The sequence below is a fragment of the Micromonospora sp. WMMD708 genome, from assembly GCF_049315245.1.
Taxonomy (GTDB): Bacteria; Actinomycetota; Actinomycetes; order Mycobacteriales; family Micromonosporaceae; genus Micromonospora; species Micromonospora wenchangensis.
In genome coordinates this window covers 6,624,483-6,645,577 of the sequence record NZ_CP186060.1, presented here as the reverse complement: position 1 = coordinate 6,645,577, position 21,095 = coordinate 6,624,483, and the positions used below count along the sequence as shown (strand labels likewise).

Genomic DNA, 21,095 nt, shown 5'->3' with positions numbered 1-21,095 from the left:
TCGGTCCGACCGGTGTGGGGGTCAGCGCTGGGCGGAGCGAGCCGGCACCCTCGGCCGGCCCGGCGACGGCGCGGTCAACGCGCTCAGCAGCGTGGCAACCACCGGCCGGTACCGGGCGGCGTCGCCCAGCGGGTTCCGCAGGGCCCATTCCAGGTCCCGCCGGAGCAGGGCACACTCCTGCGGCGGGAGTTTCTCCCGTACGGCATCCCCCAGCGTGCCGACCGCGTCGGCGGCATCCGGGGTGTGTGCGAGCGCGCCGAGGGTGGTGCGGAGCGCGTCCATGGCCGCGCCCCGGTGGGGCAGGCTGCGCAGCACCTCGGCCCAGAGCGCGCCGACCGTCCCGGTGACCGCCGGACGTTCCCGCAGCAGGTACGCCACCATCGGCTCGGCCCGGTCGAGGTGCTCGACCGAGAGGATCTCCAGAACCGCCGCGATCGCGTGCCCGCCGCTGTCCAGGTCCTCGGCCCGCTCCAGGGTCCGGCAGAGCCGGACGTGCAGGCGTTCGATGAGCGCGACGGCACCGTCCGGATCGGCGGCGGTGGTGCAGAAGAGCAGTCCCAGCGACCGGACGGCGACCTGACGGATCCGCTGCCCCCGGGTGGAGAGGTGCCACAGCCAGCGCTCCGCCTCGGTCGGGTAGCGCACCCCGAGAGGGCCACCGAGCGCCATCGCCGCCGTGACCGCCCGGTTGGCCCCCCGCCGCTCGGTCCAATCGAGCACGATACGCAGGGCGACCGGTGCGAGCACGTCGTCGCCGGCCATGAAGGAGACGATCGAGACGGCGGTGAAGCGTTCCGCAGCGAGCCCCGCCGACCACCGGCTCAGCAGTTCGACGGCCTCGGCGGTGGCGCTGCGGTTACGGGCCAGCAGGGTGACCCCGAGGGCGAGTTGGAGTCGGACGTCCAGATTGCCGTTGGCCGCCAGCTCGTGCATCCACTCCCGCAGGGGCCGCCAGAGCTGGTAGTCACACTCGTTCAGCTCCCGCAGCACATGTTCACGCATCGCCGGATCGGTGAAGACGATGCGCCGCTCCCGGCCGAACAGGCCCTCGTCGAGGGTGGTCCCGTCCTGCCGGATGACGATGCCGCCCTCCCGGTCCAGCCGGCGTCGGCCACGTAGAACCGGGGACGACGCAGTGGGTTGCCCCGACAGGAGCGGACGCGGCAGCTCTGCCTGATCGATCTCCCGCAGCCGGGCGTGCGCCTCCTCGAAGACCCGCTCCGGAAGTTCGTACGCGAAGGCGAGCGCCGCCACCATCAGCAGTTCGTCCCAGTCGGTGGTCTGGTCGAACCACTCTGTCACCCGATGCCGGGCGTTCCGCGCCGCCTCGTCGAGGGCCGCCGTCACCCCCTGCGCCAGCCGGTCGATCAGGCGGACCACCTCGCCGGGCCGGCTCAGGTCGGCGACCCGCTGCCGAACCCGGTCCCAGTCCTGCTCCGTCAGCGCCACCGCGCCGGGACCGGCCCGGTAGGCGTCCAGGACCGCCAGCGAGTCGGGGCAGTGCCATTCGACGGCGTAGCGCGCAAGGGCACGCTGGACCGTGGCCCGGGGCTCGATGGTGATCACCAGGAAGGCTCCGGCCTGTTCCAGCCGCTCGCTGAGCCGCTCCGCGTCGAACGCCTGCACCGCGCCGTCCCGCTGCTCGCCCAGCCAGTCCAACACGACATAGCCGCGTCCGGCGACGAACCGGTACTCGGCCAACTGGACCAGGGTCATGGCCGGCGACAGCCCGGTGAACTGCATTCCGGCGCCGGTCATCTCGCGCAGCAGTGCGAAGGTCGCGCTCCGGCGGCCGGTGCCCTCCGCCCCGACGAGCAGCGTCAGGTGCGTACGGCGAAGCCGGTCCAGGGCATCGGCGAAACCCTCGGGGCGGGTGTAGAAGCGCAGTGCGTGGGTGATGTCGGCCAGACGCAACCGACCGACCAGGGTCGGGGTGGCCATACCACCACCGGTGACCCCGAAGGTGGCGTGGGCGGCGTGCACCTGACCGTAGAACTTGTTGATGACGCGTGCGCCGTACCTCTGGTCGGCCTCGTCGACCTCGTCGTCGACCGGGCCGAGCGGGCCGCTGGTCTCGCCACCGGAGGCACCGGGCGTCTCCGCCCCGCCCGCCGCCGGTTGGTCCGACCCCGTTGCCGCCCCCGACGGACCGCCTCCCTGGGGGCCGGCAGCCGGATCGGTCGGGTGTTCGGCACCGACCGTGTGGCGGGCACCCGCCCAGTGCTGGCGAGCTGAGCTGTCCGGCGGGCCACCGCTGTTGTCAACCACGGGCGCCACCGGAGAAGCCGAAGGTGGCGTACCGGGCGTCCACCTCGCCGTGGAAGCTGTTCATCACCGCTGCGGCGGGCGGCGTCGGCGCGGTCGCACCATCGGACCGGTCGGCTGCCGCCGACGCCGCGCCGGCCGGATCGGTCGCCTCCGCCACGCCGTCGGTCGTTGCGGAGAGATCGAGGGTGTTCACATCGACGCCGGGCACCCGAAGCCAGGCGTGGCCCTGGTACTCCTTCTCCGAGATGTCGACCCGGCGGAAGTCGCCCGGCCCGAGGGTGGTGTGCCCCTGGCACACCACGTCGTCGAAGAGCCCGGCGGAGACGATCAGGGCGAGATTCGCCGTCCGGGCGACCTTCAACGCCCGCCGGACCGGGGTGGAGTTGAGTAGTCGGCTCACCACGACCACGCCCTGACCGGCGAACCCGTTGTCGGCGGGGTAGGCGACCCCGACGTTCATGGCCATCCGCAGCCGGATCCGGTTTTCGGGGGATCGGCCACGGTTGACCCGGGACAACTCGGCGTCGAGCTGCCGGGGCAGGTCGTCGACCACCAGGGGCTCGCCCGGTCCGAGCGGAATCAGGGACAGTTCCTCGTCCCCGACCCCCTGCCGGGTCCAGGTCGCGCGGTCCAGGTGCGCCCGGCCGGCTGCCGCCGCCAGGATCCGGAGCAGTGCCTCCTGCATGTCCTGCTGCGCGCGGTCGTCCCGCCTGCCATAGCCTTCCGCGTCGACGGAGATACAGAGTTTGCGGTTGAAGTACTCGTGTTGCGGCAACGAAGCAGCCCTCTCCGGCGAAAATGAACGGGTTGGATTTCTGCCCGCCCACTCTCCATGAATCCGGCCGGAACATCCCCTCCCAGTACGGGTTTTCGGCTGTCAGTTCAATGACATTTTTCGCGAGGGCAGGATCGGCTGATCGAGCTGACGCTCAATCAGTCACGATAGACCTGGCTGATCACGGAAGCCCTACTCGCGAGACAGTTATCCGGCGCACTTGTCTTTGCGATAGACCGGCAACGAAAAGAGCACGTCAGAGCTGTGGGATATCGAGAGCGGTCAGCCCCAGCTCCGCTCGAAGGCGACCCGGGCCTCCAACTCCAGCAGGGTCACCTTGCGCGGCAGGCCGCCGCCGAAGCCGACCAGCTTGCCGCCCGCACCGACGATCCGGTGGCAGGGCACGATCACCGGGACCGGGTTGCGGTTGCAGGCCACCCCGACCGCACGTGCCGCGCCGGGGTCGCCGACCCGCCGGGCCACCTCGCCGTAGGTGAGCGTCTCCCCGTACGGGATGCGGGTCATCTCCCGCCACACGGCGCGCTCGAAGTCGGAGCCGCGCGGCACCGTCACCGGCACGGTGAACCCGGTCAGCTCACCGGCGAAGTACGCCCGCAGTTCCGCCACCGCCCGGCCGGCCAGCCCGTCGGCGGGCTCGTCGTCGGCCGAGGCGGCCCGGCCGAAGTGCGTGCCGCAGACCGCCGTCCCGTCGGTGGCGACGGAGAATTCCCCGATCGGCGAGTCGAGCACGGTCCAGCGCATGCCGACCATTCTTCCCGTCCCGACCGACGCCGGGGGCGGGGGTCGGGCCCGGGATCGGCCCACCACGTCGGACCAGCCGGACGTGCCGTCCGGCGTCACCGGGCACCCCACCGGGCCGACGGCGACGAAACACCCGTGGACGGTGCAAGGTTTCCCCGCCGCCGGGCGTCTTCGGTACGGAGGTGAGCGGTGACCGAAGGCACCGACGGGGAGTTCACCGCGTTCGTCAACGAACGGGGGGACGCGCTGCTGCGCGTCGCGTACGCGCTGGCGGGCAGCCAGCACGCCGCCGAGGACCTGCTGCAGAACGCGCTGGCCAAGGCGTACGCCCGGTGGCCCCGGATCCGGGGTGACGCCGAGCCGTACGTGCGCCGGATCCTCTACCACGACCAGGTCTCCGGCTGGCGACGGCTGGCCCGGCGACGCGAGGTGCCGATGCCCGTCCTGCCCGAGCGGCCCGGGCACCGGGACAGCGGCCACGACAGCGAACTGCGGATGCTGCTGCGCGACGCGCTCCGGACGCTGCCGCCCCGGCAACGGGCGGTGTTGACGCTGCGCTACCTGGAGGACCTCAGTGTCGAGCAGACCGCCGCGATCCTCGGCTGCCGGGCCGGCACGGTGGCCAGCCAGGCCTCCCGCGCGCTGGCCCGGCTGCGGGAGCTGGTGCCGTCCTTCGACGATCTCATCGGCAGCCCGGAGGTGAAGCGATGAGCCGACGGGCGGAGGACGCGCTGCGGGCCGCCGTACACGATCTCGCCGACGAGGCGCAGCCGTCGCCCCGGCTGGCCCTGGCTGCGCTGGCCCGGGGCCGGCGGCTGCGCACCCGACGCCGGATCGCGGTGGTCGGCACGGCGGTGGTGGCGGCGGTGGCGCTGGTGGTGCCGTTCGTGCTGCTCCGGCCGGAGCGCCCGGTCCAACCGGTACGGCCCACGCCGAGCCCCACCCCCGGCACGACGCTGCTGCCCGCTCCCGGTGCCGACTGGCCGGCCCGGCCGTTGGCGCTGCCCGGCGGCTGGGTGGTCACCGGCGGCGTGAGCGGCGGCACCGGGTACGTGCTGGACCGCACCCGGTCCCGCTACGTCCGTGCCGGCGGGTACGCCGAGGTGTGGCCGGCACCCGCCGGCACGGTCACCGCCGTGCGGGACGAGCGGCGCCCCGGCCAGCTCGGTCTCGCCGACGCGGCCACCGGAAAGCTGCGCTGGCAGCCGGTCCGGGGGGCGCTGGACGTCCAGTGGTCGCCGGACGGCCGCCGGTTGGCGGTGACCGTCCTGCGGGGCGGGGTGAACCGTCTCGGCGTGCTGGAGGTCGGTGGGCGGTACCGGGAGTACCGGATCGACCCGGTCAGATACCGGTGCACCGACCGCTGCGCCTTCACCTGGACCCGGGACGGCCGGGAGGTGACGTTGCCGTTGACCGACAGCTTCGCGCCCCGGTCCGAGCAGATCCGCCATCCGCGCTGGGGGGTGCAGTTCTTCTCCGCCGACGACGGGCGGCCGACCCGGTTCGTGAAGATCCCCGGTGATCCGGCCGGCCCGTGGTCCTGGTCGCCCGACGGAACCCGGGTGGTGGTCCAGGGGCAGCGGGAGCCGTTGCTGGTCGACGCGGTCACCGGCACGGTGCTCGGCACGCTCCCGGTGGCCGAGGTCGCCTGGGTCGACGACGACCGGCTGCTCTACCGGCGGCCGGGTGGTCACCGGGACGTCGTCCTCGCCGACCCCGCCGGACACGAGCTGCAACGGCTGCCGCTGCCGACGGAGTTGGCCGAACGGACGGTGTCCGTCGCCCCCAAATGATCACGCGGAACGTTGCGCCGGGTCGCTACCGTGCAGGTCGTGGCCACGGGGACGCTCATCTTTCTGATCATCGGTGGGGCGGGCGTCGGCGTGCTGGCGCTCGCCCTACTCGGCGGCGAAATCCTGCATTTCGGTCATCCCGACGTCGACGGTCCGGTCTCCGTGGAGGCGGTCGCCGGTTTCCTCGGCGCGTTCGGTTTCGGCGCGGCCATCGTCAACGAACTGCTCGGTGGGGGCACCCCGGGGATGATCGCGGCGGCGGTCGGGGGTGGCGCGCTCGCCGCGGTGCCCACCGCGTGGCTGGCGGGACGGCTGAGCCGGGCGGCACGCGACATGCGCACCGACGCCACCCCCACCCGCGACGACCTGGTCGGCGCGCTCGGCCTGGTGGTCACCCCGATCCCGGACGCCGGCTACGGCGAAGTACGGGTCCGCGTCGCCGGTCAACCCGTGAAACTCAACGCCCGCGCCGACCGGCCCATCCCGCTCGGCGCGCAGATCTTCGTGGTGCAGACGCTGAGCGAGACCAGCGTGCACGTCGAGACCTACTGACCCCTCTTCTCGCAGAGACGGAACCCCCATGCCACTGCTCATCGCCATCGTCGGCGCGGTCGTCCTCGCCCTCGTCCTCGTGCTGTTCGTGCTCTCCCGGATCAAGGTGGCCGGCCCGAACGAGGCGTTCATCGTCACCGGCCGCAAGGGTCGGACCACGCAGACCGCCGACGGCGGCCGGTCCACCGACAACTCCGGCCAGAAGGTCGTCCTCGGTGCGTCGGTCTTCGTCCTGCCGGTGGTGCAGAAGCTCCAGTCGCTCGACCTGTCCAGCCGCCGCATCGACGTCGGCATCCGGGGCGCGGTCAGCAAGCAGGGCATCCGGGCCGACCTGCACGGCGTCGCCATCGTCAAGGTCGGCGGCACCGAGGACGCGATCCGCGCCGCCGCCCAGCGCTTCCTGCACCAGCAGGACGAGATCGACAACTTCACCCGGGAGGTGCTGGCCGGCGCGCTGCGCTCCATCGTCGGCCGGCTCACCGTCGAGGAGGTCATCCGGGACCGGGCGGCGTTCGCCAACGCGGTCGCCGAGGAGGCCGAGCACTCGATGACCAACCAGGGGCTGGTGCTGGACACCTTCCAGCTCCAGGACATCCTGGCCGAGGGGTCGTACCTGCAGGACCTCGGGCGGCCGGAGGCGGCCCGGGTGCTCAAGGACGCGGCGATCGCCGAAGCGCGGGCCCGGCAGCAGGCCGAGCAGGAGCGGCTGCTCGCCGAGGAGGCCATCGCCGAGGCCAACCGGAACCTGTCGCTCAAGCAGGCCGCCATCCAGGCGGAGATCGACGCGGCGAAGGCCAAGTCGGCGGCGGCCGGGCCGCTCGCCCAGGCCGAGCGGGACCAGGCGATCCTCTCCGAGCAGCAGAAGGTCGCCGAGCGCAACGCCGAACTCAAGCAGCGGCAGCTCGACACCGAGGTCCGCAAGCCGGCCGACGCCGCCCGGTACAAGGTGGAGCAGGAGGCCGAGGCGGCCCGCAACGCGGCGGTGCTCAACGCCGACGCGCAGCGGCAGGCCACCATCGCCGCCGCGCAGGCCGCCGCCGAGCAGTCCCGGCTCACCGGTGAGGGCGAGCGGGCCCGCCGGGCCGCGCTGGCCGAGGCGAACGCCATCGAGGGTGCCAAGGAGGGCGAGGCCGAGCAGCGCCGGCGGTCCGCGATCGCCGAGGCGGTCGAGCGGGAGGGTCAGGCCGAGGCCACGGCCATCCTGGCCCGGGGTCAGGCCGAGGCCGACGCGATGGCCCGCAAGGCCGAGGCGTTCGCCGCGTACGGCGAGGCGGCCGTGCTCGACCTGCTGGTCAAGGTGCTGCCGCAGGTGGTCGAGGCGGCCAGCGCCCCGATCGGCGCGATCGACAAGATGACGGTGATCTCGACCGACGGGGCGTCGTCGCTGACCAAGTCGGTGGCCGGCAACGTGGCCCAGGGCCTCCAGCTCGGCTCCGACCTCACCGGCATCGACCTGGCCGGCCTGCTCGCCAAGCTCGGCGCGGCGTCGGCCGTGTCCCCGGCCAACGGCAAGGCGTCGGTCGAGGGCAGCGCGGTCGAGGCCCGCTGACCGTACGACGGGGGGCCGTCCGGCGGTGCGCCGGGCGGCCCCTGTGTCGTTCAGGTCAGCTCAGGCCCTGCTCGGCGGCCCAGCGCCGCAGTTCGGCCTCGGCCTCGTCGCGGTCGAGCGGGCCGCGTTCCAGCCGCAGTTCCCTGAGGTGCTGCCAGGCCCGGCCGACCACCGGCCCCGGCGGCACCCCGAGCAGTTCCATGATCGCGTTGCCGTCCAGGTCGGGCCGGACCCGGGCCAGGTCCTCCTCGGCGGCGATCCGGGTGATCCGCTCCTCAAGCGCGTCGTAGTCGGCGGCGAGCTGGGCCGCCTTGCGCCGGTTGCGGGTGGTGCAGTCGGAGCGGGTCAGTTTGTGCAGCCGGTCCACCAGGTCACCGGCGTCGGTGACGTAGCGGCGCACGGCCGAGTCGGTCCACTCGCCCCGGCCGTAGCCGTAGAACCGCAGGTGCAGTCCGACCAGTTTGGTGACCTGGGCGGTGACGTCCTTCGGGTAGCGCAGTGCCTTCATCCGGTTCTTGGTCAGCCGGGCGCCGACCACCTCGTGGTGGTGGAAGCTGACCCGGCCGTCCGGACCGACCGCCTTGGTGGCCGGCTTGCCCACGTCGTGCATGAGCGCCGCCATCCGCAGCACGAAGTCGCAGCCGTCCGTCTCGTACGACACCGCGTTGCTCACCACGGTCAGGGTGTGCTCGTAGACGTCCTTGTGCTGGGCGTGCTCGTCGATGGTGAGCTTGAGGCCGGTCAGCTCGGGCAGGAACCGGTCGGCCAGCCCGGTGTCGACCAGCAGCCGCAGCCCGGTGACCGGGTCGGCGCCGCACAGCAGCTTGGTGAACTCGTCGCGGATCCGCTCGGCGGTGATCCGGTCCAGGTCGGCGGCCATCGCCACCATCGCCGCCCGCACGTCGGGGTGGACGGCGAAGCAGAGCTGGGCGGCGAACCGGGCGGCCCGCAGCATCCGCAGCGGGTCGTCGCCGAACGACTCGGCCGGCGTGCCCGGGGTACGGATGATCTTCGCGGCCAGGTCGTCCAGCCCGCCGTACGGGTCGGTGAACCGGTGGTCGGGGAGGCTGACCGCCATCGCGTTGACGGTGAAGTCCCGCCGCTTCAGGTCGTCGGTGAGGTTCGTGCCGTACTCGACGACGGGGTTGCGACTGACCTGGTCGTACGCCTCCGCGCGGAAGGTGGTGACCTCCAGCCGGAGGCCGTCGCGCTGGCAGCCGATGGTGCCGAACTCCCGACCGGTCTCCCAGATCGACTCGGCCCAGCCCCGGACGATCCGTAGCGTCTGCTCGGGGTGGGCGTCGGTGCAGAAGTCCAGGTCGTCGCCGAGCCGACCGAGCAGGGCGTCACGGACGGAACCACCCACCAGGTGCAGTTCGTGCCCGGCGCGGGCGAACCGGCGGCCCAGTTCGTCGGCGACCGGGGAGACGCGGAGCAGTTCGGCGACGGCGTTGCGCTGCACGGTGGTGAGTTCACGGCGTGCGGCGGCGTGGGGTGTGGAGGCTTCGGACATGGGATCGCCAGCCTATCGGGCGGGGACGGGAACCGATCCGCCGGGCGCGGATGTCGGGTACGGGTTGACTATGGTCATGGACGTGCGGACCGGTGCCGGCTCCGTCGTACCCCGGGGAGGCTGGAGATGAGCGGCGGGCTCTACCGCAGCGCGAACGCCGCGCAGGGGGGCGACGGGCCCCGGCCGTACGACGGGGCGACCTTCATCTCCGCCGAGCCGTTGAACCAGCCGGGGGTGGAGGCGACCGCGCCGCCGCAGGAGGTGGTCGCCGAGACCAGCGCGGCGGCGAACAGCGCGGTGATGGCGGTCGGCAGCCTGGTCAGCCGGGGCACCGGCTTCGTCCGGAACCTGATGATCGGCGCCGCGCTGGGCAGCGCCGTCGGCGACGCGTTCACCACCGCCCAGTTCCTGCCCAACCAGGTGTACGAGTTCCTGCTGGGCGGCGTGCTGACCAGCGTGCTGATCCCGGTGCTGGTCCGCCGCAGCAAGGCCGACCCGGACCGGGGCGAGGCGTACGCCCAGCGGCTGCTGACCCTCGCGGTGCTGGCCCTCGCGGTCACCGTGGTGCTGGCCCTGCTGCTGGCCTCGACCCTGACCACGCTCTACGCCGGTGGCAAGAACGAGGCCTACACGGGCCTGGTCACCAACCTGTCGTACCTGATGCTGCCGATGCTGTTCTTCACCGGCGTCAGCGCGTTGATCGCGGCGGTGCTGAACACCCGGGGGCACTTCGCCGCGCCGATGTGGGCGCCGATCCTGAACAACCTGGTCGTCATCGGCACCTTCGGTCTCTACATCGTGGTGTACGGGGCGAAGGCGCTGGGCCCGGAGGACATCGGCTGGGACCGCATCCTGCTGGTCGGCGGGGGCACCCTGCTCGGCGTGGCGGTGCAGGCGGCCGGGCTGCTGCCAGCGCTGCGCAAGGTGGGTTTCCGGTGGAAGCTGCGGTTCGACTTCCGCGAGCTGGGCCTGCGCGAGCTGGCCCGGCTCGGTGGCTGGATGTTCTGCTACGTCGCGGTCAACCAGCTCGGCCTGTTCGTGGTGGTCAACCTGCTCACCCGGGCCGCCGGTGGCGACGAGAGCAACGCCGGCCTGCTGATCTACAACAACGTCTTCCTGCTGCTGATGATGGCGCACGGCATCATCGCCGTCTCGATCATCACGGCGCTGATGCCCCGGATGAGCGCCGCCGCCGCCGAGGGCCGGTTCGCCGACGTCACCGCCGACCTGTCCCGGGGCACCCGGATGGTGACGGCGGTGCTGGCCCCGATCGCGGTCTGCTATGCGGTGCTGGCCGGCCCGGTCTCCGTGGTGGTCTTCCGGTACGGCGCGTTCACCGGTGACAACGCGCTGGCCACCTCGCTGGTGCTGCTGGTCGCCGCGCTGGGCCTGGTGCCGTTCGCGATCAGCCAGCTGTTCACCTTCGCCTTCTACGCGCTGCCGGACACCCGCACCCCGGCCCTGGTCAACATCCCGGTGGTGATCCTGCGGGTGGCCGTGCAGATCGGGGTGTTCGTCGCCTTCTCGGCCACCTTCGCGGCGGCCGGCATGATGCTCGGCAACGCCATCTCGTACGTGGCGGCGGCGGTGCTCTCGGCGATGCTGCTGCGGCCCCGGGTGGGCCGGATCGGACTGGGCCGGATCATGCGGACCATGGGCAAGGTGCTGGTGGCGGCGCTCGGCGCGGCGCTGGTCGGCCTGCTGGTGGTCAACCTGCTGCCCGGCGACCCGGGCAACCTGAGTTGGACGGCGGCGGCGGTGCGGCTGGTCCTCGGCGGGGCGGTGATCGGCGGGACGTACCTGGGCCTGGCGATGGTGCTGCGGATCGGCGAGATCACCGAGGTGGTCGCGATGGTGCGCCGGCGGCTCGGCCGCTGAGCCGCCGGCCAGCCCGGAACCGGGCAGGGGACACGCAGTGTGAACGAGGATCACCAGCCTGGGGACACGCCTGTGGATAACTTGGTGATTGCCCGCTCAGTCACCGTAAAGGGCTGTGGATAACCAACCGTAAGGCTGAGCATGTATCACCGTTCGGCGGGAACCAGACCTGTCGACACCGGTTCGCTCCGGTGGGTCGGCCCGGAGGCCGGCGGTTTGCGACGGGCGTCTAGATTGGCCAGTACATGTGTCAGCAACGCGGGAGAGAGCGGCATTAAACGGACTTTCCACCTCATATGCGACAGGCCGTGGGGCGCGGCGGGAAGATGACATGTCGGTATGACGGGCGGTCCGGGTAAGGTCGCTGTCGACGGACACGGCAGGTGGCCGACGCCCGAGTCGACGCCGCCGGTCGGTTCCAGCGACGGCGGAGCGGGAAGCCACATGCCCAGCAGCGCGGGTCCATCGATCGACACGATCACCGAGGGAGGACGGGTGACCCAGGTCGGCGAGGGTCAGGAGGCGGAGGAAACTGCTCCTCCGGTCATGACCTTCGGTGCTCCCATGGCCGGTGAGATCCTCGCCGAGCGGTACGAGCTGGTCGAGCACATCAACAACGACAGCGCCGGGCGCCTGGTCTGGCGGGGGGTCGACGTCATCCTGCGCCGGCCCGTGGCGGTGGTGCTCCGCTACCCCGGCGGCGACTCGGCCACCGAGATGCTCCAGGCAGCCGTGGCGGCCAGCCGGGTCATCCACCCCAACCTGGTCGGCGTCTACGACGCGATCGACGAGGACGTCCGGGCGTACGTCGTCCGGGAGTGGGTCGACGGCCGCTCCCTGCGTGAGCTGGTCGCCGAGGGGCCGATGGACCCGGCCCGGGCCACCGCCGTCGGCAACGCGGTCGCCAGCGCCCTCGCCGCTGTGCACGCCACCGGGATGGTCCACGGCAACGTGCACCCCGGCACCGTGATGATCAGCGACGACGGCCGGGTGGTCCTGGCCGACGCCCGCACCGACGGCGACGACAGCCAGGAAGCCGACATCCGCGCGGTGGGTGGCGTCCTCTACTTCGCCCTCACCGGGCACTGGCCGCACGCCGAGGCCCCGCTGCGCGGCGCGACCGCCGGCCACGGCCGGGCCGCCATCCCGGACGCCGTCCGCGACGCCAGCGGCGCCATCGCCGCCCCCCGGCAGGTCCGGGCCGGCGTACCGGCGTACCTCGACGACCTGACGATGGACCTGCTCGACGCCGAGATCGCCCCGCCGTCGTCGGACGTGCTCTCCGCCGAGCTGGGTCGCCTCGACATCCCCGCCGAGGACCACTTCCTCGACCAGACCGGCACCATCCGGTTCACCGCCGACGGCGTCGAGGACCGTTCACCGCTGGCCGCCGCGGGCGGCCGGAAGGTCGCGATCGGCATCGCCGGGCTGCTGGCGGTCGCCCTCGTCGGCCTACTCATCGGCATCACCACCCTGGGCGGTGACGACAGCCCCGAGACCGAGCCGGTGGCCCGCCCCTCCATCAGCGCCCCGGCCGGCGACGCCACCCCGGCCCCCGTGGTGCGCAAGCTCGCCATCCAGGACATCCGGATCATCGACCCGGACAGCCGGCAGCGCAACGAGCTGGACGACGCCGAGAAGATGATGGACGGCGACGAGGACAAGGGTTGGGAGACCGACACCTACTACTCGGCCAACTTCAGCAACTACAAGAAGGGCATGGGGGTCTGGATCGACCTCGGTGCCCCGCACACGGTCAAGTCGCTCACCGCCACCCTGTCGGACTCCGGTGTCTCCGCCGCGCTGTTCACCGGCGACGGCGACTTCCCGTCCACCTCGCAGGGCGACAAGGACCTGGTCAAGGGCTTCAAGACGCGGATCGGCCAGCCGTTCGAGCAGCACGACGGCACCAAGATGGCCTTCGACGGTTTCGACCCCGAGCAGAAATACCAGTACCTGCTCTTCTGGATCACCGAGCTGCCCTCCACCGAGCGGGGCTTCAAGCTGGGCGTCCAGGAGATCGCGGTCCAGGGATCGTGATCCGCCGGCCGCGACCCCGTCACCGCCTCCGCCGGACGTGGTGATGGTCGGTCGCGGCGGGCAGTCACCCGACCCGGCGACCGGTGGGCCGGCGTCGGCCGTGGTGCCGCACCCCGAGACCACCGACCTGGACCTGCTCCACGCCCACGTCGCCGGTGACCGGGACGCCTTCACCGCGCTCTTCCACAGGCACCGCGACCGGCTCTGGGCGGTGGCCCTGCGGACCACAGGCGACCGGGAGGAGGCGGCCGACGCCCTCCAGGACGCGCTGCTGTCCGCCCACCGCGCCGCCGGCCGGTTCCGGGGCGACTCCGCCGTCACCACCTGGCTGCACCGGATCGTGGTCAACGCCTGCCTGGACCGGCTCCGCCGCCGGCAGGCGCACCCCACCGTCCCGCTGCCCGACGGCAACCGCGACCACGACGCCCGGGGCACCGGTGGCGTCGAACCGACCGCCCCGGCCACCGACCACGACACCGCCCTGGTCGTACGCCAGGCGCTGGCCGGGCTGCCGGTCGAGCAGCGGGCCGCGCTGATCCTGGTGGACGTGCAGGGCTACCCGGTCGCCGAGGTCGCCCGGATCCTCGGCGTGGCCGAGGGCACGGTGAAGAGCAGGTGTGCCCGGGGCCGGGCCCGCCTGGCCGGCGTGCTGGGGCACCTGCGCACCGGCGGGGACCAGCCCCCGGTCGGGTCGACCACGGCGGACGGGTCCCGCCGGACGGGGCGGGACGTTCCCGACGTCACACCCGGGAACCGGCAGCCGGCCAGCGGCGTCCGATCGGGGTCGGGGCAGGCCCGGCGGGACGCCATCCAGGAGGAGCAGTGACGGGCCGGGAGTTCAGGGAGGTCGACCACGACCTGCTCGCCGACTACGTGGGCGGGGCACTGGACGGCACCCCGGAGCACACCGTCGTCGCCCGCCTGGTGGCCGAGGACCCGGCCTGGGCCGAGGCGCACGCCGTCCTGACGCCCGCCGTGGCCCGCGTGCACGACGCGTTGGCCGGTTGGGGCGCCGCCGCACCGGAGATGCCACTGGCCGTGGTGGAGCGGCTCACCGCCGTGCTCGCCGGTGCCGGTCCGGCTGCCGACCCGCCCGCCGAGGACGACGCGACTCCCCGCCGGGCCGCACGACCGGCCGCACCGGGCGACATCCGGCAGGTGGGGGCGGCCGTGCCTACGCAGCCGGGTGGCCGGCGTACCCCCGACGGGCGTGCCGATCCGTCGGGCCCCGGCCGGCGGCGACGTTGGGCGCGGCTCGCCGGGCCGGTCACCCTCGCCGCGGCGTCGCTGGCCGCGGTGGGCTTCGGCGTCGCCCACCTGGTCGACGGCACCGCCGACCGGGACGCGCCCACCTCGATGGCCGGCCCGGCGCAGGAGAGCACGGAGCGCGGGTTCCGGTTCAGCGGCGAGACCCGGCGCAGCGGCGTCGACTGGTCTCCGTCGACGTTGCGGGGCACCACGGAAGCCCCGCTGGCCCAACCCGTCACCCCGCCGGGGCTGCGGCCCGGTGACGAACCGGGGGTCACCACCCAGATCAGCCCCGGCGCGCCGGAGAGCAAACGGCTCGCCGCCCCCGCCGGGCTGGACCGGCTGACCGGGCGGGCGGCGCTCGACGCCTGCCTCGCCGACATCGCGTCCGCGCACCAGCGTGGGCCGGTCACCGTCGAGGTGGTCGACTACGCCACGTTCAACGGCGAGCCGGCGCTGGTCGTCCACTTCGCCGATTCCACCGGGGCACGGTGGGCGTGGGTGAGCGGCGCGGAGTGCGGTGTGCCGGGGTCCGGCGCGGACACCCGCTACCAGTCGCGGGTAGGGTGAGGGCCCGGTCACCGCTCGTCCCGCATCGCGTGACGTGACCCACCGGACGACCGGTCCGGGAATCCCCGGTTCGTACGATGACGTTCTGCAAGTCAGCCGCCGACGTCGTTGAACCGTCGGCGCTCGGATCGACGTCGGTGCGCCGCCGATGTCGTACACACACATCGGGAGACGGCAGTGGACGAGGTCCGCAACCTGATCATCATCGGCTCCGGGCCGGCCGGGTACACGGCGGCGGTCTACGCCGCACGCGCCAACCTCAAGCCACTCGTGATCGAGGGTGTGCAGTCCGGCGGTGCGTTGATGACCACGACCGAGGTGGAGAACTTCCCCGGTTTCGCCGACGGCATCCTCGGCCCCGAGCTGATGGACAACATGCGCAAGCAGGCCGAGCGGTTCGGTGCGGAGTTCCTGACCGACGACGTCACCCGGGTCGAGTTGAAGGACACCGGCGACACCGGTTCCGACGCGGTCAGCACCGTGTGGGTCGGGCAGACCGCCTACCGGGCGAAGGCCGTCATCCTCTCCACCGGCTCGGCCTGGCGTCCGCTGGGTGTGCCGGGTGAGCAGGAGTACCTGGGCCACGGCGTGTCGTCCTGCGCCACCTGCGACGGCTTCTTCTTCCGCAACCAGCACATCGTGGTGGTCGGCGGTGGCGACTCCGCGATGGAGGAGGCCAGCTTCCTCACCCGGTTCGCCGAGTCGGTCACCATCATCCACCGGCGCGACTCGTTCCGGGCCAGCAAGATCATGGCCGACCGCGCGCTGAGCAACGACAAGATCCGGGTGGAGTGGAACAGCACCGTCGAGGAGGTGCTCGGCGAGGACGGCAAGGTGACCGGCGTCCGCGTCCGTAACGTGCACACCGGCGACGTCAAGGTGCTCGACGTGACGGGCGTCTTCGTGGCGATCGGCCACGACCCGCGCAGCGAACTCTTCCGCGGCCAGGTCGAGCTGGACGACGAGGGTTACGTGAAGGTGCAGTCGCCGAGCACCCGCACCAGCGTGCCGGGCGTCTTCGCCGCCGGTGACGTGGTCGACCACACCTACCGGCAGGCGATCACCGCCGCCGGCACCGGCTGCGCCGCCGCCCTCGACGCCGAGCGGTTCATCGCCACCCTGAGCTGAACGACTGCAACGCCACAACTGAGAAGGAGGGTCAATAGTGGGAGCGACCAAGGTCGTCACCGACGCCAGCTTCACCGCTGACGTGCTCAAGTCCGACAAGCCGGTCCTGGTGGACTTCTGGGCCGAGTGGTGCGGGCCGTGCCGCAAGGTCTCGCCGCTGCTGGAGGAGATCGCCGGCGAGATGGCCGGCCAGGTCACCATCGTCAAGCTCAACATCGACGAGAACCCGGAGACCGCCCGCGCCTACCGGGTGATGTCCGTACCGACCCTCACCATCTTCAAGAACGGCGAGCCGGTGCAGTCGATCGCCGGCGCCAAGCCGAAGGGCGAGCTGGTCCGGCTGATCGAGTCGGCGCTGTAACCCCGTTCCACCACCGGGAACCCCGCACCCCACCGGGTGCGGGGTTCCCGCCGTTCGGGCTCCTGACCTGCACGAACCCCCGGCCGACGGCAACCGGTCACGGTACGCTCCGTAAGCGCTGGTCCTACCGGACGCGCAAGCGTGGCCGTCAAGCGAAGGTGCCCGGCAGCCAACCTCTGAGGGGGTCCTGCGTGCGTCCGATCCGACCCGGTGACCGCGGACCGGCAGTGACCGAGATCCGTGCCGTCCTGACCGGCCTGGACCTTCTCGCCGCACCCGGCGACGAGTTCGACGCCGCCACCGAACGGGCCGTCCGGGCCTTCCAGCAGTCCCGTGGACTCAGCGCGGACGGGCGGGTCGGTGCCGAGACGTGGCGGGCCCTGGACGCCGCCCGCTGGCGGCTCGGCGCCCGCACCCTCTACCACGCGGTGCCCGACCCGCTGATCGGCGAGGACGTCCGGTCGCTACAGGAACGCCTGCTGGAGATGGGCTACGACGTCGGCGGCGCGGACGCCGTCTACGGCGTACGCACCGCGCGGGCGGTGGCGCAGTTCCAGCGTGAGGTGGGGCTGAAACCGGACGGCTCCTGCGGGCCGTACACGATGGGCGCGCTGCGTCGGCTCGGCCGCAAGGTGGTCGGCGGACGCCCCCAGTGGCTGCGCGAATCCGACGCGATCCGACAGTCCGGGCCGACCCTGGTCGGGCGCACCGTGGTCATCGACCCCGGCCACGGCGGCACCGACCCGGGGGTGGTGGTGCCCGACGGGACGCTGCGCTGGACCGAGGCGGACCTGGTGCACGACCTGGCCAGCCGGCTGGAGGGGCGACTCGCCGCGGCCGGCGTCCGGGTGCAGTTGACCCGGGGCCCCGCGCCCCGCACCTGCCTGCCGGACATCGACCGGGCGGAGCTGGCCAACTCCCTCGGTGCCGACGTGTTCATCTCGCTGCACACCGACGGCCACGCCAACCCGGCCGCCGACGGGGTCGCCACCTACCACTACGGCACCGACAACGGCGTCACCTCGGCCACCGGGGAACGGCTCGCCGGGCTGGTACAGCGGGAGATCGTCGCGCGGACCGGGCTGCGCGACTGCCGTACCCACGCCAAGGCGTGGGACCTGCTGCGGCTGACCAGGATGCCCGCCGTGCGGGTCGAGGTGGGCTACCTGACCTCGCCGCAGGACCGGGCCCGGCTGGTCGACCCCCGGTTCCGGGACCGGATCGTCGAGGCGCTCGTCGCGGCTGTACAGCGGATGTTCTTCCCGGTCGAACGGGACGTGCCGACCGGCTCGATCGACGTCAGCGCGCTCCGCGCGGTGGTGGCGGCCGGCGCGGTCCGCGACTGAGCCGGGCGCGGCCCGGGTCGGCGGCCCGGTCAGCCGGCGCTGGAGCGGGTGGCCGGGGCGGGACGCACCGGCCGCAGCAGGCTCTCCGGGCTCATCGAGCCGAGCAGCTTCTCCAGCGCGTACTCGACGTCGGACTTCCAGCTCAGCGCGGTGCGCAGCTCCAGCCGCAGGCGCGGGTAGCGGGGGTGCGGGCGGACCGTCTTGAAGCCCACCGAGAGGAAGAAGTCGGTCGGGGCGACACAGGCCCGGGTGTCGTCCGGTTCGTCACCGAACTTCGCGTCGCCGAACGCCTCGATCGCCTTGATACCCCGCTTGGTCAGGTCCCGGGCGACCCCCTGCACCAGCATCCGGCCCAACCCTCCCCCGGCGAAGGCGGGCACCACGTTGGCGGTCATCAGCAGCGCGGCGTCCGCCGAGACCGGCGAGGTCGGAAACGCCATCGACCGGGGTACGTAGGCCGGCGGCGCGTACATCACGAACCCGGCCGGCATCCCGTCGACGTACGCCAGCTTGCCGCAGGAACCCCACTCCAGGAGCGTCTGGGAGACCCACGCCTCCTTCTCCAGCCCCGGGTCGCCGTTCGCACAGGCCCGCTCGGCGGAGACCGGATCCAGCTCCCAGTAGACGCACTGCCGGCACGGCCGAGGCAGGTCTTCCAGGGTGTCCAGGGTCAGACTGACCAGACGTCGCGACATCAGAGCATCCCCACACTTTGGCTCGGAGGCGAGACCAGCCCGCAGCGGCAGCATCGCCCGCTGCGTCCCCGACGAGCGATCGTACGCCGACTGGCGACCGTACGGGAGGGGACGCGCGAATGGCCACCCGGGACGGGGACGGGACGTCCGGGATGTGGACCCGCCCCGGATCGTGACCGGCGATCCGCCGAACGGGGACTACGATCGGCCGACCGGCGTCCCGCGCCGTCATGGTCGCCGGCACCGCGGGTACCCCAGCGGGCGGGAGCCCGACCGACACCCGATCGAGGTGATGTCATGACCGGCACGACGCTCGACGACTACACCGACCGGTACGCCCGGCGGGTCCGGGGCATGACCGCCTCGGAGATCCGGGCCCTCTTCGCGGTCGCCAGCCGGCCGGAGGTCGTCTCGCTCGCCGGTGGCGCACCCTACATCGCCGCGCTGCCGCTCGACGCGGTCGGTGAGATGCTCGGCCGGCTCGGCTCCGAACTCGGCTCGACCACCCTCCAGTACGGCATCGGCCAGGGCAGCCTGGAGCTGCGCGAACGGATCTGCGAGGTGATGGCGCTCTCCGGCATCGACGCCTCCTGCGGTGCCTCCCCCGACGACGTGGTGGTCACCGTCGGCGGGCAGCAGGCGCTCGACCTGGTGGCCCGGCTCTTCCTCGACCCGGGTGACGTGGTGCTCGCCGAGGGCCCGACGTACGTCGGCGCACTCGGGGTGTTCCAGGCCGCCCAGGCCCAGGTCGTGCACGTGCCGATGGACGACGACGGGCTGATCCCGGAGGCCCTGGAGGTGGCCATCGCCGACCAGGCCCGCGCCGGCCGTCGGGTCAAGTTCCTCTACACCATCCCCACCTACCAGAATCCGGCCGGCGTGACGCTCAGCGACGAGCGGCGGGAACGGGTGCTCGACATCTGCGAGCGGGCCGGCCTGCTGGTGGTCGAGGACGACCCGTACGGCCAGTTGGGTTTCGAGGGTGACGCGCCCACGCCGCTGCGGGCCCGCCGCCGCGACGGGGTGTTCTACCTGAGCACCTTCTCCAAGACCTTCGCCCCCGGGCTGCGGGTGGGGTGGATCCTCGCCCCGCACGCCGTCCGCGACAAGCTGGTCATCGCCAGCGAGGCGCAGATCCTCTGCCCCAGCGCCTTCGCGCAGGCAGCCGTCTCGACGTACCTGTCGACGATGCCCTGGCGGGAACAGCTCAAGGTCTACCGGGAGGTCTACCGCGAGCGGCGGGACGCGCTGCTCGGCGCGCTGCACGACCAGATGCCCGAGGGCACCACCTGGACCAGGCCCGCCGGCGGGTTGTTCGTCTGGGCCACCCTGCCCGACGGGCTGGACGCCAAGGCGATGATGCCGCGTTCCATCGCCGCCCGGGTCGCCTACGTGCCGGGGACCGGCTTCTACGCCGACGGCACCGGTGCCGGCAACATGCGACTCAACTTCTCCTTCCCCACCGCGGAGCGGATCCGCGAGGGGGTGCGCCGGCTGGCCCGGGTGATGGAACAGGAGCTGGCCATGCGGCAGGTCTTCGGGGCGGTCACCCCGACCGGGAGCCGGCGGGGTGGTCCGGACGCCCCCGGCCCCGACTTGGCATGATTCCGGCATGGCTGCCACCCCCGTCGAGCGCTCCCTCGTGACCGGTTCTACCGCCTCCGACCTGCACGTGCTCGTGCTCGCCGGTGGCCTGTCCTACGAGCGGGACGTCTCCCTGCGGTCCGGCCGGCGGGTCCTCGACGCGTTGCGCAGCGCCGGCGTGGAGGCGGAGCTGCGGGACGCCGACGTGGCGTTGCTGCCCGCGCTGGCCGCCGACCCGCCCGACGCGGTGGTGATCGCCCTGCACGGCGCGACCGGCGAGGACGGTTCGCTGCGCGGCGTGCTCGACCTCTGCGACGCGCCCTACGTCGGTTGCGACGCACGGGCCGCCCGGCTGGCCTGGGACAAGCCTTCGGCGAAGGCGGTGCTGCGGGAGAACGGCATTCCCACCCCCGACTGGGTGGCCCTGCCGCACGACCGTTTCTCCGAGCTGGGTGCGGTGGCGGTGCTCGACCGGATCGTGGACCGGCTGGGGCTGCCGCTGATGGTCAAGCCGACGCAGGGCGGTTCGGGCCTCGGCGCCGCCGTGGTCAGGGACGCCGCCGCGCTCCCGGCCGCGATGGTCGGCTGCTTCGCGTACGACTCGACGGCGCTGGTCGAGCGGTACGTGGCCGGGATGGACGTGGCGGTGTCCGTGCTCGACCTGGGCGACGGACCGCAGGCGCTGCCGCCGGTGGAGATCGTCCCCCGCAACGGCGTGTACGACTACGCGGCCCGCTACACCGCCGGCCGCACCACCTGGCACGCGCCGGCCCGACTCGACCCGACCGTCGCCGGTGCGGTGGCCGAGGTGGCGTTGGCCGCGCACACCGCACTCGGGCTGCGTGACCTGTCCCGCGTCGACCTGATCGTCGACGGGGACGGTCAGCCGCACGTGCTGGAGGTCAACGTCTCACCCGGGATGACGGAGACGTCGCTGCTGCCGTTGGCGGTTCAGGCGGCCGGGCTGGACCTCGGCCAGGTCCTCGGCACGCTCGTCGGTCGGGCCGCCGCCCGCCGCTCCTGACCCGCCGCT

The 21,095-nt window shown here is 72.8% G+C and carries 17 protein-coding genes and 1 pseudogene; 13 read left to right on the top strand and 5 right to left on the bottom strand.

Annotated elements, in window-relative coordinates; translation table 11 throughout:
- Positions 1 to 21 precede the first annotated feature (21 nt).
- The 3 genes from ACN260_RS29525 to ACN260_RS29515 form a co-directional block, all read right to left on the bottom strand.
- Positions 22 to 2,277: a hypothetical protein gene (locus ACN260_RS29525; protein ID WP_422754025.1), complete on the bottom strand. Its 2,256-nt coding sequence runs from the start codon at positions 2,275 to 2,277 to the stop codon at positions 22 to 24.
- Complete coding sequence (locus ACN260_RS29520; protein WP_422754024.1) at positions 2,261 to 3,043, bottom strand: hypothetical protein; 783 nt, start codon at positions 3,041 to 3,043, stop codon at positions 2,261 to 2,263. The genes ACN260_RS29525 and ACN260_RS29520 overlap by 17 nt, the downstream gene beginning before the upstream one ends.
- A gap of 282 nt (positions 3,044 to 3,325) precedes the next feature.
- A complete protein-coding gene (locus ACN260_RS29515; protein ID WP_422754023.1) occupies positions 3,326 to 3,805 on the bottom strand; it encodes a methylated-DNA--[protein]-cysteine S-methyltransferase in 480 nt (159 codons plus the stop codon).
- A 189-nt stretch (positions 3,806 to 3,994) separates the two neighbouring features.
- On the opposite strand from ACN260_RS29515, the gene ACN260_RS29510 reads away from it, so the two are divergent.
- Genes ACN260_RS29510 through ACN260_RS29495 form a run of 4 tightly spaced genes read left to right on the top strand, consistent with a single transcriptional unit; the run spans position 3,995 to position 7,699 of the window.
- Positions 3,995 to 4,516, top strand: coding sequence for a SigE family RNA polymerase sigma factor (locus tag ACN260_RS29510; RefSeq protein WP_422754022.1), 522 nt, complete (start codon positions 3,995 to 3,997; stop codon positions 4,514 to 4,516).
- Positions 4,513 to 5,598 (top strand): hypothetical protein, encoded by a 1,086-nt coding sequence (locus tag ACN260_RS29505; protein ID WP_422754021.1) that lies wholly within the window; start codon positions 4,513 to 4,515, stop codon positions 5,596 to 5,598. Before ACN260_RS29510 ends, ACN260_RS29505 begins: the two co-directional genes overlap by 4 nt.
- Positions 5,599 to 5,628: 30 nt before the next feature.
- Positions 5,629 to 6,150, top strand: coding sequence for a hypothetical protein (locus tag ACN260_RS29500; protein WP_422754020.1), 522 nt, complete (start codon positions 5,629 to 5,631; stop codon positions 6,148 to 6,150).
- A 28-nt stretch (positions 6,151 to 6,178) separates the two neighbouring features.
- Entirely contained in the window at positions 6,179 to 7,699 is a 1,521-nt protein-coding gene (locus ACN260_RS29495) for a flotillin family protein (RefSeq protein WP_422754019.1), read from the top strand.
- Positions 7,700 to 7,754: 55 nt separating this feature from the next.
- Here ACN260_RS29495 and ACN260_RS29490 read toward each other — a convergent pair whose 3' ends face one another.
- Positions 7,755 to 9,212: a CCA tRNA nucleotidyltransferase gene (locus ACN260_RS29490; protein WP_422754018.1), complete on the bottom strand. Its 1,458-nt coding sequence runs from the start codon at positions 9,210 to 9,212 to the stop codon at positions 7,755 to 7,757.
- Positions 9,213 to 9,338: 126 nt separating this feature from the next.
- On the opposite strand from ACN260_RS29490, the gene murJ reads away from it, so the two are divergent.
- The 7 genes and pseudogenes from murJ to ACN260_RS29455 all read left to right on the top strand — a co-directional run bounded on the left by murJ (position 9,339) and on the right by ACN260_RS29455 (position 17,783).
- The gene (gene murJ / locus ACN260_RS29485; protein WP_422754017.1) at positions 9,339 to 11,090 is read left to right on the top strand and encodes a murein biosynthesis integral membrane protein MurJ; all 1,752 of its coding nucleotides are present in this window, start codon (positions 9,339 to 9,341) and stop codon (positions 11,088 to 11,090) included.
- A gap of 444 nt (positions 11,091 to 11,534) precedes the next feature.
- Positions 11,535 to 13,130 (top strand): protein kinase family protein, encoded by a 1,596-nt coding sequence (locus tag ACN260_RS29480; protein WP_422754016.1) that lies wholly within the window; start codon positions 11,535 to 11,537, stop codon positions 13,128 to 13,130.
- An 83-nt stretch (positions 13,131 to 13,213) separates the two neighbouring features.
- Positions 13,214 to 13,956 (top strand): annotated as a pseudogene (sigM, locus tag ACN260_RS29475) (RNA polymerase sigma factor SigM).
- Positions 13,953 to 14,948, top strand: coding sequence for a hypothetical protein (locus ACN260_RS29470; protein WP_422754015.1), 996 nt, complete (start codon positions 13,953 to 13,955; stop codon positions 14,946 to 14,948). Before sigM ends, ACN260_RS29470 begins: the two are co-directional and overlap by 4 nt.
- A 177-nt stretch (positions 14,949 to 15,125) precedes the next feature.
- A complete protein-coding gene (gene trxB / locus ACN260_RS29465) occupies positions 15,126 to 16,076 on the top strand; it encodes a thioredoxin-disulfide reductase (protein ID WP_422754014.1) in 951 nt (316 codons plus the stop codon).
- A 37-nt stretch (positions 16,077 to 16,113) separates the two neighbouring features.
- A complete protein-coding gene (trxA, locus tag ACN260_RS29460; protein ID WP_088643651.1) occupies positions 16,114 to 16,437 on the top strand; it encodes a thioredoxin in 324 nt (107 codons plus the stop codon).
- A 191-nt stretch (positions 16,438 to 16,628) separates the two neighbouring features.
- Positions 16,629 to 17,783: an N-acetylmuramoyl-L-alanine amidase gene (locus tag ACN260_RS29455; protein WP_422754013.1), complete on the top strand. Its 1,155-nt coding sequence runs from the start codon at positions 16,629 to 16,631 to the stop codon at positions 17,781 to 17,783.
- A gap of 29 nt (positions 17,784 to 17,812) precedes the next feature.
- Here the strand turns inward: ACN260_RS29455 and ACN260_RS29450 are convergent, their stop codons facing one another.
- Positions 17,813 to 18,478 carry a GNAT family N-acetyltransferase gene (locus ACN260_RS29450; protein WP_088643653.1) on the bottom strand — a complete coding sequence of 222 codons (666 nt, stop codon included), beginning with the start codon at positions 18,476 to 18,478 and terminating at the stop codon, positions 17,813 to 17,815.
- 297 nt (positions 18,479 to 18,775) lie between these two features.
- Here ACN260_RS29450 and ACN260_RS29445 point away from each other — a divergent pair, with 297 nt between their 5' ends.
- Both ACN260_RS29445 and ACN260_RS29440 read left to right on the top strand, forming a co-directional pair.
- Positions 18,776 to 20,083, top strand: a complete 1,308-nt coding sequence (locus ACN260_RS29445; protein WP_422754012.1) for a PLP-dependent aminotransferase family protein — start codon at positions 18,776 to 18,778, stop codon at positions 20,081 to 20,083.
- 7 nt (positions 20,084 to 20,090) lie between these two features.
- Positions 20,091 to 21,086 carry a D-alanine--D-alanine ligase family protein gene (locus ACN260_RS29440; protein WP_422754011.1) on the top strand — a complete coding sequence of 332 codons (996 nt, stop codon included), beginning with the start codon at positions 20,091 to 20,093 and terminating at the stop codon, positions 21,084 to 21,086.
- The last annotated feature ends 9 nt before the right edge of the window (positions 21,087 to 21,095 follow it).